This is a genomic window from Hoyosella altamirensis (genome assembly GCF_014191505.1).
GTDB lineage: Bacteria > Actinomycetota > Actinomycetes > Mycobacteriales > Mycobacteriaceae > Hoyosella > Hoyosella altamirensis.
This window is the reverse complement of record NZ_JACHWS010000002.1, coordinates 705,716-718,939: the sequence shown is the minus strand read 5'-3', so window position 1 is coordinate 718,939 and position 13,224 is coordinate 705,716. Positions and strand designations below refer to the sequence as shown.

Annotated in this window: 13 protein-coding genes; 8 read left to right on the top strand and 5 right to left on the bottom strand. The window is 63.0% G+C overall.

The window, feature by feature from the left end:
* The first annotated feature begins 2 nt into the window (after positions 1-2).
* The gene (locus FHU29_RS12130; RefSeq protein ID WP_064439905.1) at positions 3-1,235 is read left to right on the top strand and encodes an NAD(P)/FAD-dependent oxidoreductase; all 1,233 of its coding nucleotides are present in this window, start codon (positions 3-5) and stop codon (positions 1,233-1,235) included.
* Between the two features lie 31 nt (positions 1,236-1,266).
* On the opposite strand, the gene FHU29_RS12125 is transcribed toward FHU29_RS12130, so the two are convergent.
* The gene (locus FHU29_RS12125) at positions 1,267-2,181 is read right to left on the bottom strand and encodes a DAPG hydrolase family protein (protein ID WP_232322938.1); all 915 of its coding nucleotides are present in this window, start codon (positions 2,179-2,181) and stop codon (positions 1,267-1,269) included.
* Positions 2,182-2,230: 49 nt separating this feature from the next.
* Here FHU29_RS12125 and FHU29_RS12120 point away from each other — a divergent pair, with 49 nt between their 5' ends.
* The 3 genes from FHU29_RS12120 (at position 2,231) to FHU29_RS12110 (ending at position 4,820) form a co-directional block, all read left to right on the top strand.
* Positions 2,231-2,605, top strand: coding sequence for a DUF6403 family protein (locus FHU29_RS12120; protein ID WP_198156524.1), 375 nt, complete (start codon positions 2,231-2,233; stop codon positions 2,603-2,605).
* The gene (locus FHU29_RS12115; RefSeq protein WP_198156523.1) at positions 2,598-3,800 is read left to right on the top strand and encodes a hypothetical protein; all 1,203 of its coding nucleotides are present in this window, start codon (positions 2,598-2,600) and stop codon (positions 3,798-3,800) included. The genes FHU29_RS12120 and FHU29_RS12115 overlap by 8 nt, the downstream gene beginning before the upstream one ends.
* Before the next feature lie 123 nt (positions 3,801-3,923).
* A complete protein-coding gene (locus FHU29_RS12110) occupies positions 3,924-4,820 on the top strand; it encodes a hypothetical protein (RefSeq protein ID WP_064439904.1) in 897 nt (298 codons plus the stop codon).
* 20 nt (positions 4,821-4,840) lie between these two features.
* Here FHU29_RS12110 and FHU29_RS12105 read toward each other — a convergent pair whose 3' ends face one another.
* Complete coding sequence (locus tag FHU29_RS12105) at positions 4,841-5,884, bottom strand: flavin-containing monooxygenase (RefSeq protein WP_064439903.1); 1,044 nt, start codon at positions 5,882-5,884, stop codon at positions 4,841-4,843.
* A 5-nt stretch (positions 5,885-5,889) separates the two neighbouring features.
* A complete protein-coding gene (locus tag FHU29_RS12100; RefSeq protein ID WP_064439902.1) occupies positions 5,890-7,149 on the bottom strand; it encodes an MFS transporter in 1,260 nt (419 codons plus the stop codon).
* A gap of 96 nt (positions 7,150-7,245) precedes the next feature.
* On the opposite strand from FHU29_RS12100, the gene FHU29_RS12095 reads away from it, so the two are divergent.
* Positions 7,246-8,124, top strand: a complete 879-nt coding sequence (locus FHU29_RS12095) for a helix-turn-helix domain-containing GNAT family N-acetyltransferase (RefSeq protein WP_064439901.1) — start codon at positions 7,246-7,248, stop codon at positions 8,122-8,124.
* Here FHU29_RS12095 and FHU29_RS12090 read toward each other — a convergent pair.
* Entirely contained in the window at positions 8,121-8,462 is a 342-nt protein-coding gene (locus FHU29_RS12090) for a carboxymuconolactone decarboxylase family protein (protein WP_064439900.1), read from the bottom strand. The genes FHU29_RS12095 and FHU29_RS12090 overlap by 4 nt on opposite strands.
* Positions 8,463-8,578: 116 nt before the next feature.
* A complete protein-coding gene (locus FHU29_RS12085; protein WP_064439899.1) occupies positions 8,579-10,522 on the bottom strand; it encodes an ABC transporter ATP-binding protein in 1,944 nt (647 codons plus the stop codon).
* Between the two features lie 93 nt (positions 10,523-10,615).
* Here FHU29_RS12085 and FHU29_RS12080 point away from each other — a divergent pair, with 93 nt between their 5' ends.
* The 3 genes from FHU29_RS12080 to FHU29_RS12070 all read left to right on the top strand — a co-directional run bounded on the left by FHU29_RS12080 (position 10,616) and on the right by FHU29_RS12070 (position 13,206).
* On the top strand, positions 10,616-11,524 hold the full coding sequence (locus FHU29_RS12080) for a S49 family peptidase (RefSeq protein ID WP_221194919.1): 909 nt from the start codon (positions 10,616-10,618) through the stop codon (positions 11,522-11,524).
* Positions 11,525-11,853: 329 nt separating this feature from the next.
* On the top strand, positions 11,854-12,195 hold the full coding sequence (locus FHU29_RS12075) for a rhodanese-like domain-containing protein (RefSeq protein WP_423785872.1): 342 nt from the start codon (positions 11,854-11,856) through the stop codon (positions 12,193-12,195).
* A 15-nt stretch (positions 12,196-12,210) separates the two neighbouring features.
* The gene (locus tag FHU29_RS12070; protein WP_064439897.1) at positions 12,211-13,206 is read left to right on the top strand and encodes a DUF4328 domain-containing protein; all 996 of its coding nucleotides are present in this window, start codon (positions 12,211-12,213) and stop codon (positions 13,204-13,206) included.
* Positions 13,207-13,224 lie beyond the last annotated feature (18 nt).

Sequence of the window (13,224 nt, the reverse complement as noted above, 5' to 3'; positions counted from 1 at the left end):
CGGTGCGCGCGATCATCGTTGGCGGCAGCCACGCCGGGGCCCAGCTCTGCGCGAGCCTCCGTCAGGAAGGCTGGGACGGCGAACTACTGGTCATCGGCGACGAGCCGATACTGCCTTATCACCGCCCACCCCTGTCCAAGGCCTACCTCGCGGGCAAGTCGACCCTCGACGAACTTCTGATCCGGCCCGCGGACTTCTACGCGAAAAACGACATCGCGTTTCGCCACGCGGGCGTCGTGAGCATCGATCGTGACGCACATTCGCTCACGTTGAGTGATGGCGAGAAGGTCGGCTACGACAAACTCGCGCTGTGCCTGGGAGCCCGGCCGCGCCGTCTGCCGCTGGCGGGCACGGAATTGGCTGGCGTGCATTACCTGCGGTATGCCGCCGATATAGAGGCGATCCGTAGTGGAGTCGCGGGCGCTGGCCGTGTGGTCATTATCGGGGCTGGCTACATCGGGCTGGAGACAGCCGCCTCGCTGCGCAAGCGGGGTGTCGAGGTGACGGTCCTGGAGCACGCTGACCGCGTGATGCAGCGGGTCACCGCGCCGGAAGTCTCGGCGTTCTACGCTCGCGTGCATCGCGAAGAGGGCGTCGATATTCGTACCGGTGTAGCGATTTCGGCGATCGAGGGCGATGACAGTGTCCGCGGCGTCCGCCTCGCTGATGGTGAGCTCATCGAAGCCGATCTGGTCATCATTGGGGTGGGCGTCGTACCCAACACCGAGCTTGCCGAGGCCGCGGGGCTGGCGGTCGACAACGGGATCATCATTGATGACCACGCGCTCACGAACGACCCGGACATCGTTGCCGCTGGCGATTGCGTCAGCCACTTCATGCACCGCTACGGTCGTCGGCTGCGACTTGAGTCGGTGCCAAGTGCCGGCGAGCAAGCAAAAGTAGCTGCCGCGACCATTTGCGGCAAAGTGAAGACTGTTACCGCGCTGCCGTGGTTCTGGTCAGATCAGTACGAACTCAAGCTGCAGATCGCTGGACTGAACGAGGGCTACGACAGTGTCGTTTTGCGTGGTGATCCGGATGCTGGTCGCAGCTTCGCCTGCTTCTATTTCACGAAGGGCGAGATGATTGCAGCCGATTGCGTCAACCGGCCGCAGGAGTTCATGTTCAGCCGACGGGTCCTCGGCGACCGGATTCCGGTAGCGCCGAGCCAGCTGGCGGATCCTGAGAGCTCGCTCAGTGAACTGTTGAAGGCTGCCGTAGCCAGCAAGTTGTGACGGAAGCGACGAACCCGCTATTGCGGGACAGTCAGGGAGCGCAACGGAATTCGGCATACAGGTCCGGCAGAAAGCCGGCGAGATGGTTCATCTCGGTCGCGCAGTGGAGCAGCAGGTCCCGACCGAACTGGTCACGCGTCCGGTAGCGGCCGATCGCCGCCACCGCCGGTGGCAGCGTCATGCGTGCCACCGCGCTAGTCAGGATCCGCGCGGATAGTGGTTTGGATACGGAACTGGCGGGGACGGGCAGGATCTCGGCATGGCCGAGGAAAAACCGCGACCGCATCTCGCTGCCATGATCGGTGGGTCGCACCTGATGGACGAGCCATCCAGCGGAGACTGGGAGGTCGCTGGTCCCTACACGCGCACAAATGTGCGTGACGCCCGTTCGTTCGGAAAATCCAGCCTGGGAGGGGTCGATGAACCGGATGGCCAGGCGCGACAGCGATGTTCCGATGTACTCATCGACATACGAGACGTTATTGATGTAGCGCTGCCGGGCGCTGAGCGCGCGGTCGCCGCTACGGTCCTCAGCTAGGGCAGTGAACAGATGCGCGCCGGGATGCCAGAGCTTGTAACGAGCGCTGTCGGTGGAGTGCCAGCCAAACCACCAGTCCCACATCTCGGCGGTCACGTCAGGCATATCGGTGCGGCAACTGACCACGAGCGTGCCGCGATCAGTGCGAGTCCAGCCGGTTTCCATCTGGTGGTAGCCGGGTGCAGATAGCCGAGTGACTGCGTCATCGATCTCGTAGCCGCATTCGGCCGGCGCTTGGCCGCAGGTGAGTGCGTCGCGAACGTGAGCCTGAATTGGGCGGACTTCGGAACGGAAGTAATGCGCGAACGGACGGCTCGCATCGTCTTCGCTGAAGCCCAGCCGACGCTGCTGAGTCGCGTAAGAGCCGGGCAGGGGACGTCGATCAGCTGACGTGATCCGATACTTCACGAGCCCTCCTTACTGCAACGGCGAGGTAGTGCGCCACGGGACGGACCCAATGCGCCATGATCACGGTGAGGCAGTGCCTGGCAGAATGCCCGGTGAGTGCTTGGAGGTTGAGGTTGTGTTCGGATGGATACTGGCGGTGTCGGGTACCGCTGTCATCGTAGGTGCTGGCTTCGTTGCGGCCTACGCTCCGCGGATGCGGGAGCGTGCGTTGCGTCGGCGCACTGCCTGGTCGGCTGCGCGCTCGGCGGTTGAAAGCGCGGCGGTCAGCCGGGACGCTGCCCGTCGGTCGGTTGGCGAGGCAGAGGAGTTGTTCCACCGGGCGGAGCTACTCATCGCCGCTCAGGGTGGCGTGACGTCTGCGCTGGAAGCAAAAGAATGCGCCACCCGCGCGGATCTACTGTGGCGGGCAGCCGCTGATGCGTGAGCGACTCCTGTGGGTGCGCTGGGTGTTTCTTGTGGTTGGTGTCGCTGTGCTTGTCCTCTTTCTGGTGGCGCAGCGCCAGAGTCAAGGCGTGGACGTCAGCTACGGGCAATCGCCGTCGGTGGACAAGGTGATGGAAGGTGACGGGGATGAACTGACCGATCAGACCATCCCGTCGACCGCTGATATTCAGCAACGCGTCGACAGCGACCGAGTGGTAATCCTGCCGGGCGCGGTCGCACAGTGGGACGAACGGCGAGTCTCCGACGCGCTAGGCGACAGCGATTTGCGCATCCTCGTGGCGCCCCCGGGACTGAGCGAGGAGCAGAAAGACCAGCTTGACGATGTTGAGGGCGTCGATATTCAGATCGTCGGCACCAGCGTGACCGGCGGAATATTCGGAGCGACCAACAACAACATTGCCGGCTGGCGCGCCGAGTTCGCAACGGGTGACGTCACCAACCTCCTCGTGGCACTCATCGCGAGAGAACTGGACGAGGAGCATCCCTCGGACGTCGACCTCCTAGATCGGCGCATCGTCACAGATTCCGAACTCGCCGCAGTCGCTACAGACTTCAGCGCAGGACGCAGGCACGCCGCCGACGGCGCGACATTGGAAGCTGTGCCCGAAAGTGCCGAATTGGCATTCCCAGACGAGCAGCCGCTGGTGGCCGCGTTCCCACGGCAGGAGTTCGGCGAGGCGATGCCGGACTACGGCAGCGCTCTGACCGAGCGGTTCCCCGGGAAGCCAATTCTGGTGATGTATGGCGACTGGATCGAGTACCACGGTCCGCAGGCCGGAGAGTTCGCCGAGATCGCCGCCCAGCTTCTACGCGCAGTTCGGCAGCCGCCTAAGCCGCTGGGACTACCCGCAGCAAAATGTGCTCCACGCCTATCTGAACCGAGTCACGGACATCCGCTACGCGGGCATATTCGACCGTCCGCTCCCGTACCAGCCGTTCGATCCGCTTCGGGTGGCGCTGCCCGCGTTGCCGTGGCTTTTCGGGGGCTGCGTGCTGGTGTTCCTCGCGCTGTCGCTCCGGCCTATTCTCGGATCCGGGGCCCAGCCGCCGCGCACGGCGCCTGCACGTCTTGCCTTTCTCAACACGCTCGCCGTCGAGATCTCAGGCCTGTCGCACGATCCGTCGCTGGTCCGAGGCATCAAGAAGCTGCAAGCCGCGTCGTCAGCAATCGATGACGATCTCCCGTCGCAGCACGTCGAGCGCCTCATCGGCCAGGCGCAGCACGACCTCGACGAGACCGCGCGCAAACTCGGGCGTGAAGATCTACGGCCGCGGAACTACGTTGCTGGCGGTGAGATATGAGTGCATCACGGCTCACCACGTTCTTCCGCACACCGTTCGGTCTTGCGGTTGCGGCGCTGGTGGTGCTCGCGGGATGGTCGCTGTGGACGGCCGGGATCGCCGATAATGACCTGCAGCGCACAGCTCGGTCCGGCTCGGTCTACGCCGCTGCAGGCGTGGACCTGGACACTGAGGCGGCCGCTGAGATCATCGGCAACCGTAGGCTTTTCGTGGCGTTTCTCGAACCGGACGCTGACCTGAGCCGCGCGTGCAGTCAGGTGAGCGGACCGGCGAGGGGCACGCTCGCACTGCTTGTGAGCCGCAAGGAGGGCGGTGACGGTTACAACTCCTACGGCTGCTCGCAACTGCCAGGTGAGGGTACTGAGGCGTTCGGCCGCGCATTCGTCGCGGAGTCCATGATCCGTCGGGGCATCAACGTGTTCGCCGACCGTCCACTCGAAGCGCTTAAAGTCACCGTAGTCAACTACGACATGCTCGTGAAGGCCGGTACCGTGCCTGATCACGCGCGCACGATCAGCCCGTCGTTGCCGCGCTACCTGATCGCGCTCGCGGCCGTCACCGCCGTCCTGGCCGGTTCCGCCTTCGCGTACCTCGGTGCACGCCGTGCCGGCAAGCTCGCTGGTCAGCGCGCACAGAGCCGGGCCGCCGCGAGTGATGCGCAGTCGTCGCTGAACGTCAAAGCGGCAGTGCTCGCGAAACACATCCTCGACCTGGACCGCCGATACGAGGGAGCCGCCCGCCACCGGGGCTTCGGTGCGCAGTACCGCGCGATCGTGGCTGACTACACCGACCTCGTGGACGAACTCGCCGAGGAGAAGGGCTCGGTCGACGACCTCGCAACACGAATGGAGGACCTGATCTCGCGGTGCCGGGAGCTCAATTCTGGCAGGTGAGGTATGCACGTACGACCGGGCTATGCGGGCTTGAGCCTCCGCACGACGTAGTTCGCGTCGCGGCCCACACCGCGCAGAGATGCGGAGGAGAGGCTTCGTTGCCATTCCAGTCCTACGTAGCCAAGTCCGGGATGGGTGGTGGATAGGCCCTTCTTGTGTCGCGCGTAACCGTTTTCAGTGAGAGCACCGACCTGTTCGAGGTACTTCAGGTTGGGCGTGTATCCGGTGGCGAGGATGATGGAATCGACTGTTGTTACGGTGCGGTCGGGCCAGAACGCCTGGCTCTTTTCGAGTTTGGTGAACATGGCACGGCGTTGGGGCTTGTCAGCGGTGAGGGCAGCGCGATAGCGGCCGGTGTCGAATACTGGTGATGTCGGTGGCCGCGAGAGAAGATGTCCAATCGGGAGGGTGTCGATTCCGGTGTATTTGAACCAGAAGTGCATGTCCCGGCGCAGTGGCCGTTGCCGCACGAACCTCACGGGTTTCCGGCTGGCCAGAATCACATCGGCGGTCTCTGCGAGTTCCGCTGCGATCTGCACCGCGGAGTTTCCTGCACCGACCACGATGACATTCTGTCCGGCAAATTCGGTGGGGGCGCGGTAGTCGGCGGCATGTACGACGGCGCCGGTGAACGTATTCAGACCCTCGATGTCGGGGATATGAGGTGTCCCGAATCCACCTGTGGCGGCGATGATTCGCGGTGCAGTAAAGCTTGCCCCGGTGTCGGTCCGGACGATGTATTCGGCTCCGTTCGTGAATACGGTGTCGGCTCGTTCGTTGACATGGATGTCTGCGTCCAGGTTCTTCGCGTAACGGCGGAGATAGTCGACGACTTCGTCGCGTCTGGGATAGCGGTCACCGTCGCCGCCAAACGAGAGGCCGGGCAGCGAGCTGTATCGGGCTGGTGAGAACAGGGTGAGGCTGTCGTAGTAGTTCGGCCAGGAGCCGACAGGTTCGCTGCCTGCTTCGATGATCGCGGTGTCGAGTCCGCGGCGCCGCAGATGATAGGCGGCGGCAAGACCGGACTGGCCGCCACCGATGACGATCGCGTCGTAGTGCGTCATGAGATTTACCTTTCGGCGTGGGGATGTTCCGTAGTTGCTGTGGTGCTGGTGCGGACGGCAGGGATGCTTGCGGTGCTGATCACGGCGCCGACGAGTGCAATTGTTCCCAGGACCAGGTAGGCGTGGGCATAGCTTCCGGTCCAGGTGGAGAGCATGGTCCCGGCCCACGGGGCAAGAGCCATGACGATGACGATCGGCGCGGACATGAGTCCGTTGAGACGTCCGTAGTGCTCTCCGCCCCACCGATCGGTGATGGCGGTGGCGTGGATCAGCGTGAAGATGCCCCGTACAAGTCCGGCTCCGATGGCGATGCCTATTAGCGCAGTCACCGAGCTCGTGAGGCCCAGCCAGGCTGTGCTAAGCCCGGTCACGGTGATGACCGATATCGTGCGCACCCGCACACCCGTTATCGCTGCAAGCGGCAGGTAAAAGATCCGTCCGATGACCTGAGCGGCGCCCCCCATGCCAAGCGTGAGGGCGGCGAGGGTGGGGCTGAAACCTCGTTCGATCAATAGCGGAACTAGGTTGAAGACACCGGCGGACGCCGCGAAGGCGCCTGCCGCGAGCGCGATGATCAGAGCAAAAAATGCACGGCTGCGGGACGTTCGGTGATAGTCACCGGGATGTGCATGCGGTAATCGGACCGGGTCGGGCCACCCGCCGCGCAAACCCCAGACATGACCCGGGACAGTGATGATGGCCAGGACGGCGGCAAGAATCAGGTAAGTCGTGCGCCAGTCGAATCTTTCGGAAAGAGCCACAGTGAGCGGCGCGAAAATAGCGCTGGCCAGTCCCGCGGCGAGGGTCAAAATCATCAGCGCCTTGACGTAGCCGTCACCGTACCAGCGGGTCAGCGCGGCAAACGCAGGTGGATATAGCACCGCGCCCATCGCGATTCCGGCGATCACCCACCCGGCGAAAAACAACGGGAGGGTATGCGCCATCGCGATGACCACCAGTGCGGGCACCGCAAGTACCGAACCTACGGTCATAACCCACCGCGGGCCATGGCGATCGAGGATACGACCAACCGGAATGCCGATCACCGCGGCTACCAGCTGGCTCATGGAGAATGCCGCCACAATCACGACGATCGACCATTCGGTATCGCGGGAAATAGACACCGAAAGAACGGGAAACGCGTAGTAGAGGACTCCCCAGCTGGTGATCTCGGTCAGGCACAACGCCGCAAGTACTCGCCGCAGCCCCGACGGGCCCAGGCCGATAGATCCGGCTTTGATTGCGACAACTGGGGAACCGGGCATACCCGCCCCTTTCATCGACAGTGATCGATCTTTAAAGAAATATATCGACATGCGTCGATGAAGGCAACCATTGATGCGAGTCGATATAGTGGATGAATGACCTCCCTGCGGCCCCCGAGCGCGCGTGTCGGCGATTCGGACCAGGGTCAGGCCTGCTCAAACGTGCTAAAGCAGAGTGATGCTGAGACGTTTGCGCAGTGGTTCGCTTGTCTGGCCGAACCGATGCGGGTCCGGCTCTTGCACCGCGTCGCGAGCACTCCCGGCGGCATCACTGTCGGCGCTCTAGCGGAGGCCCTGGGTATAGGGCAACCGACGGTCTCCCATCACATACGCAAGCTCGCCGAGGTGGGGTTTGTGAGCTTGCGCAAGGCTGGAACCAGCACCGTTGTTGCGATGAATCCGACTTGCTGCGTGGCCCTTCCACAAGCTGCCGACGTGGTGATGGGTGTTCTGACGCCGCGCCCGTCCCGCCCTAGCGATCTGCCCGACGTCACCGTGCGCGCGATGACCGACAACGACTGGGACGCGGTCCTCCGGATCTACGGTGAGGGCATCGACACTCGCAACGCCACCTTTACCACCGAGGTTCCAAGCCGGGAAAACCTCGATGAGCAGTGGCTCCCGAACCATCGGTGGGTGGCAACCATCGACGATGTCGTTACGGGCTGGGCGGCCCTGAGCACGGTGTCGGTTCGGGACTGCTACGGGGGAGTTGCCGAGAGTTCCGTCTACGTTACCGACGGCATGCGCGGCCGTGGCATCGGAAAAACCATGCTGAGCAAGCAAGTCACGTCCGCCGACGCCGACGGGATCTGGACGTTGCAAACCTCGATCTTCCCGGAGAACCGGGCCGCAATCTCCCTGTACCACTCTGAGGGTTTCCGAACGATCGGGATACGCGAGAAAATCGCTCGCCTCGACGGAGTTTGGCGCGATACCGTCCTTCTCGAACGGCGTAGCAGCATTGCGGGTTAGAGAGAGATAGGCCCAAACACCGCTTTGGCCACCGTGACTGCCGAAATAGCTTTGGGCCATCCAGCGTAGAAGGCGATGTGCGTGATGACTTCTACGAGTTCGGTCTCGGTGACGCCGTTCTTCAGTGCCAGATTCAGGTGGTAGCGCAGTTGTTCGTGGTTGCCTCCAGAGATGAGAGCGGCCACTGTTATTAGGCTTCGGTCGCGCGCGGCGAGTTCAGGCCGCGCCCAGATGTCGTTGTACAGAACATCGTCGGTGAGTGAGGCCAGCTTGGGGGCGACGGCTCCCATGTACTGCTGTGCTGACGTCGTTGTCGTCGACTCACTCGTGGTTGTCATGGCCGACCCTTCTCGATTTTCAACACGAAGTGGCTTAATTTATTGTCCTCGTGTTGACGACGATCGGGAAGCTCCGAATGGCGCCAAAACCAGCCGGAATGAAGGGTGGCTGACAATCACGCCCCGTAGATGCTCGCGGCAGCTTTTCCTGGAGTGCACGCCTCCTCTGCGCCGCACACGTCGTCACCGTTCACACCTGGCTGGTCGGCGAATTGGGTGCGGTAGAGCTCGCCGTACCGGCCGCCGCGCGCGAGTAGTTCGGTGTGGGTGCCACGTTCGATGATCCGGCCGTCCTCGACGACGAGTATCTGGTCTGCGGCCCGGATCGTGGAGAGCCGGTGCGCGATCACAAGCGCGGTTCGTCCTTCGAGGGCTTCGTTCAGCGCGGCCTGGACCGCCGCTTCCGACGTCGAATCGAGGTGCGCAGTCGCTTCGTCGAGGATGACGATTCGCGGCTGTGCGAGCAGGAGCCGGGCGATGGTGAGTCGCTGACGTTCGCCACCCGAGAGCCGGTAGCCCCGTTCCCCGACAACGGTATCGAGGCCGTCTGGCAGAGCGCCGACGAGGTCGTCGAGGCGCGCACGCCGAAGGACATCCCACAGTTGCTCTTCGGTAGCCTCCGGGCCGGCAAGCAGGAGGTTGTCGCGAATTGATTCGTGGAAGAGATGCCCATCCTGTGTGACCATGCCCACGGCGTTCCGAATCGACGCGGTCCGCAGATCCCGAACGTCGCGGCCACCAATCGAAACGGCCCCCGCGTCGACGTCATAAAGGCGGGGGACAAGCTGGGCGAGCGTCGACTTTCCGGCGCCGGACGATCCGACGAGCGCAACCATCTGGCCTGGTTCCACGTGGAACGAGACGTCATGCAGCACTTCTGTCCCAGCTCGGGTATCGAGCTGGGCTACTTCTTCGAGCGAAGCGAGTGAAATCTTGTCCGCCGCTGGGTACGCGAAACGGACCTGCGAGAACTCGACCCCCACTGGGCCTGCGGGAACATCGACAGCCTCGTCTTTCTCGACGATCAGGGGCTTCAGGTCGAGCACCTCGAAGACTCGCTCGAAGCTGACGAGGGCGCTCATGACGTCGACGCGTGCGCTCGCGAGGGAGGTCAGCGGCGAGTACAACCGTGTTAGCAAGAGAGCGAGCGCCACCACCGTGCCGGGGTCGAGTTGGCCACGCAGCGCGTAGAAACCCCCGACGCCGTAGACGAGTGCAAGCGCGAGCGCCGACACCAGGGTCAGTGCCGTGACGAAAAGCCACTGCACCATCGCTGAGCGCACGCCGATGTCGCGCACCCGGGACGCACGGACAGCGAACTCTGCTGATTCTCGCTGCGGGCGCCCGAACAGTTTGACCAGCGTCGCGCCAGGTGCGGAGAAGCGTTCCGTCATCTGGGTACTCATCGCGGAGTTGTGGTTTGCCGCTTCGCGTTCTAGCCGAGCCAGACGTGAACCAACGCTGCGCGCAGGAAGCATGAACACGGGCAACAGGAGCAGCGCAAGCAAGGTGATCTGCCATGAGAGTGTCATCATCACGATTAGCGTGAGGATGAGCGTGACGAGGTTGCTGACGACACCTGCGAGCGTGTCACTGAAAGCACGCTGGGCGCCGATGACGTCATTGTTGAGGCGGCTGACGAGCGCACCGGTGCGCGTCCGCGTGAAAAAGGCGATCGGCATGCGCTGGACGTGATCGAATACCGCGGTTCGCAAGTCAAGAATCAGTGCCTCGCCGATCCGGGCGGAGAGCCAACGGTGAACGATGCCGAAGGCGGCTTCCGCGACGGCGATGATTGCGATGATGACCGCGAGCCACGCCACGGTTGCGACGGCAGCGTTGTCGACGATCGCGTTCACCACCCGGCCAGCGAGCAGCGGTGTCAATACGGCAAGCACGGCGAGGACGACACCTAATCCAAGGAAGATCCATAGTTCGCGGTGGTGGGGCCGTGCGAATGCCCAGATGCGTTTGACTGTTTCTTTCGAGAAGGGGCGGCGATCCTGCTGTGCGTGCATCGCGTTATACATCGCGGTCCACGCGGTGACTTCCATGCTCATGACGGCTCCTCGTCGTCCCTTGCCGCCTGCGCGGCTTGTGTCCTATGACATCAGGCACCGGCGACATATTCCCTGCGCAACTACGCTGGCGGCATGTCTAAGTTGATGAATCTCCCTAAGCCACTGACCGCGAAGCTCCCCAGCGCGCTTGGCGGAGACGGCCGCGGTGTTGTGGCCGTCGTCCGTGTGCACGGGATGATCGCGGCAGGACCTGCCGGTATCGCACGGCACGTGGTGTCCGCAGAATCGATCGACGAGCAGCTCATTCGCGCGTTCGGCATGGACCGCGTCAAGGCTGTCGCGCTCCTCATCAACTCTCCAGGTGGTTCGCCTACACAGAGTGAAGTGATCGCCTCGCGGATTCGGCAGCTCGCGGAGAAGCACAAGGTTCCGGTTATCGCGTTCTGTGAGGACGTTGCTGCATCGGGAGGCTACTGGGTTGCGTGCGCCGCCGACGAAATCTACGCGGCGGAAACCTCAGTCGTCGGCTCGATCGGGGTGATCTCGGCGGGATTTGGGTTCCAGGACTTGATATCGAAGCTGGGTGTGGAGCGTCGCGTATATACCTCTGGAACTGAGAAAGCGCGGCTCGATCCCTTTACTGCGGAGCGGGCGGACGACGTCGAGTGGCTTTCGGGCTTGCAAGGCGCGTTGCATGATCTTTTTCGCACGTGGGTGCTGGAACGTCGTGGGCCCCAGCTTCGGCAGGACGAGGACCTTTTCAACGGGGACGTGTGGCTCGGGCGCGAGGCATTGCAGCGCGGCCTGATAGACGGTGTCGGTTCGCTGAGGGAGATCGCTGCGAAGAAGTTCCCCCACGCGGAGGTGGAATTCGTCGCGCCGAAGAAGCCGTTCTTTGCGCGGCTGGGCATGCCGTTTCCGGACCCATTCGGCATGGACAGTGCGCTGGGACGATTCGGTGCCGCAGCTGCGCAGGCACTTGTCGGTGCGACAGTCGAGACTCTTGAGGCGCGTGTTGCGTGGGGCCGTTTCGGTCGATGAGCCCGATTTCGGATATTCGGGCAAACCGGTCGGTGCTGAGAGTTAACAGGCTGGTGACAACTTGGGTGTGGACAAGGGGGAACTTGTGGACAAGTTTTCATCATCCCAGGCCACAGAGCTAGTTTTGGGCGGGTTATCCACCGTTTCTGTGGATAGACCTGTGGATATTGTGGATAACTTTGCTAACTAATGTTAGCGAAATCACAGCCAGTGAACGGCGTGTTGCTATGGGGTGTCCAATTCGCAGGAGCCCAGTCGAATCTCGCTCTCGTTGCGCGCGTTCGCGAGGCCGCCTGGAACAAGAGCGCTCGGCGTGTCAGTATCGAGATGTGAGTGAAAGTGTGCGTTCCGTTCCCATCGGCGACCTCCCGGAGGAGTTCTCGGAGTCGGTCGTTCTGCTCGACGTTCGCGAGCAAGATGAATGGGACCAGGGGCATGCACCCGGCGCATTGCACATTCCACTGGGGGACGTGCCGTCGCGAGTCGATGAGGTAGATCCTGATGCGGAACTTTTTGTCATCTGCCGCAGCGGGGGTCGCAGCTTCCGCGTCATTCAGTGGCTCAACCAGATCGGCTACGAGGCGACCAACGTTTCAGGTGGCATGGTGGCGTGGCAAAAAGAAGGGCGCCGCGTGATTGCTCTGGACGGATCTCCCGGGTCGGTCTACTAGCGGATGGCGTAAACAATGGGCTGGGTTCAAGGCTGTACGCGCTGCGGTGCCGTGTGGCCGATTGGTGACGTCGCCGCGATGTGGTGTCCGCGCTGCAACGGGCGGCTCGCAGCGCCGATGCGTGATCCGGCACAGGTGACCCCAAAGCCCCGTCCGCCCGCACCGCCGATGCACCCAGTACTCCGTCGCCCGCTCACGCACCGCTGGGTGGCACTCGGGCCGCCAGCTGTGCCGGAATCTCCTGAGCCGCGTGGACGGAAGTCCGCGCCAGTCACGCCGACTCCTCAGGCGGCAACTGTCCCAGGCTGGAGCTTGTATGAGAAACCGCAGCAGGAGTTGCCTAAACAGCCTCGTACCCGGCTATGGGGCGGATATGCCGTTTCATTCCTTGTAGTAGCGGCCGGACTCTATCTCGCTGCGGGCATGGCAGAGCTCTTCCGCTTCGGACTCCTGGTCTACAACCGGTCCAGGCTCGTACCGGCCTGGCTAGTATTCTCCTCAGATTTCCTCGTTGCGGTGACCGCGCTCGCGGCAATCATCTGTTCACTCCTCGCGGCGGTCAGTGCCGCGTGCTGGCTGGTCGATTTCAGGCGGGAGTGGTTCGCGAGGTTGGAGCTCCGCGATACGCGTTCGGTTCGAGAGCAACTGCTCGGCTGTCTGCTCCCAGTTGTGACGCTCTGGTATCCGGGGACACTGTTGAGCGAAATGCTGAGCAGTCCGCGCGCCCGTGACAATTTCGGTCAGCAGGCAGAGGCTGCTCTGCTGCGGGTGCGAGTGTGGTGGGGGCTGTGGGTGGCAACCTGGATCTGTCAGGCCTTGTCACTGCTGTGGCGTGAGACGGCGTCGACATTGCAAGCTCAGGCGAATGGTGTCGAGTTCGCGGCGCTTACTCATTTCCTGGCTGCTGCATGCGCCGTCATGACGCTGGTTGTCATGCGTGAGCTCCTCCAGCTACGGGACCGCACCCGCCCGCGTTCATCAAAACGCTGGGTTGTTGCCGCATCGCCGTAACCTGGGGCTGTTGCTCCG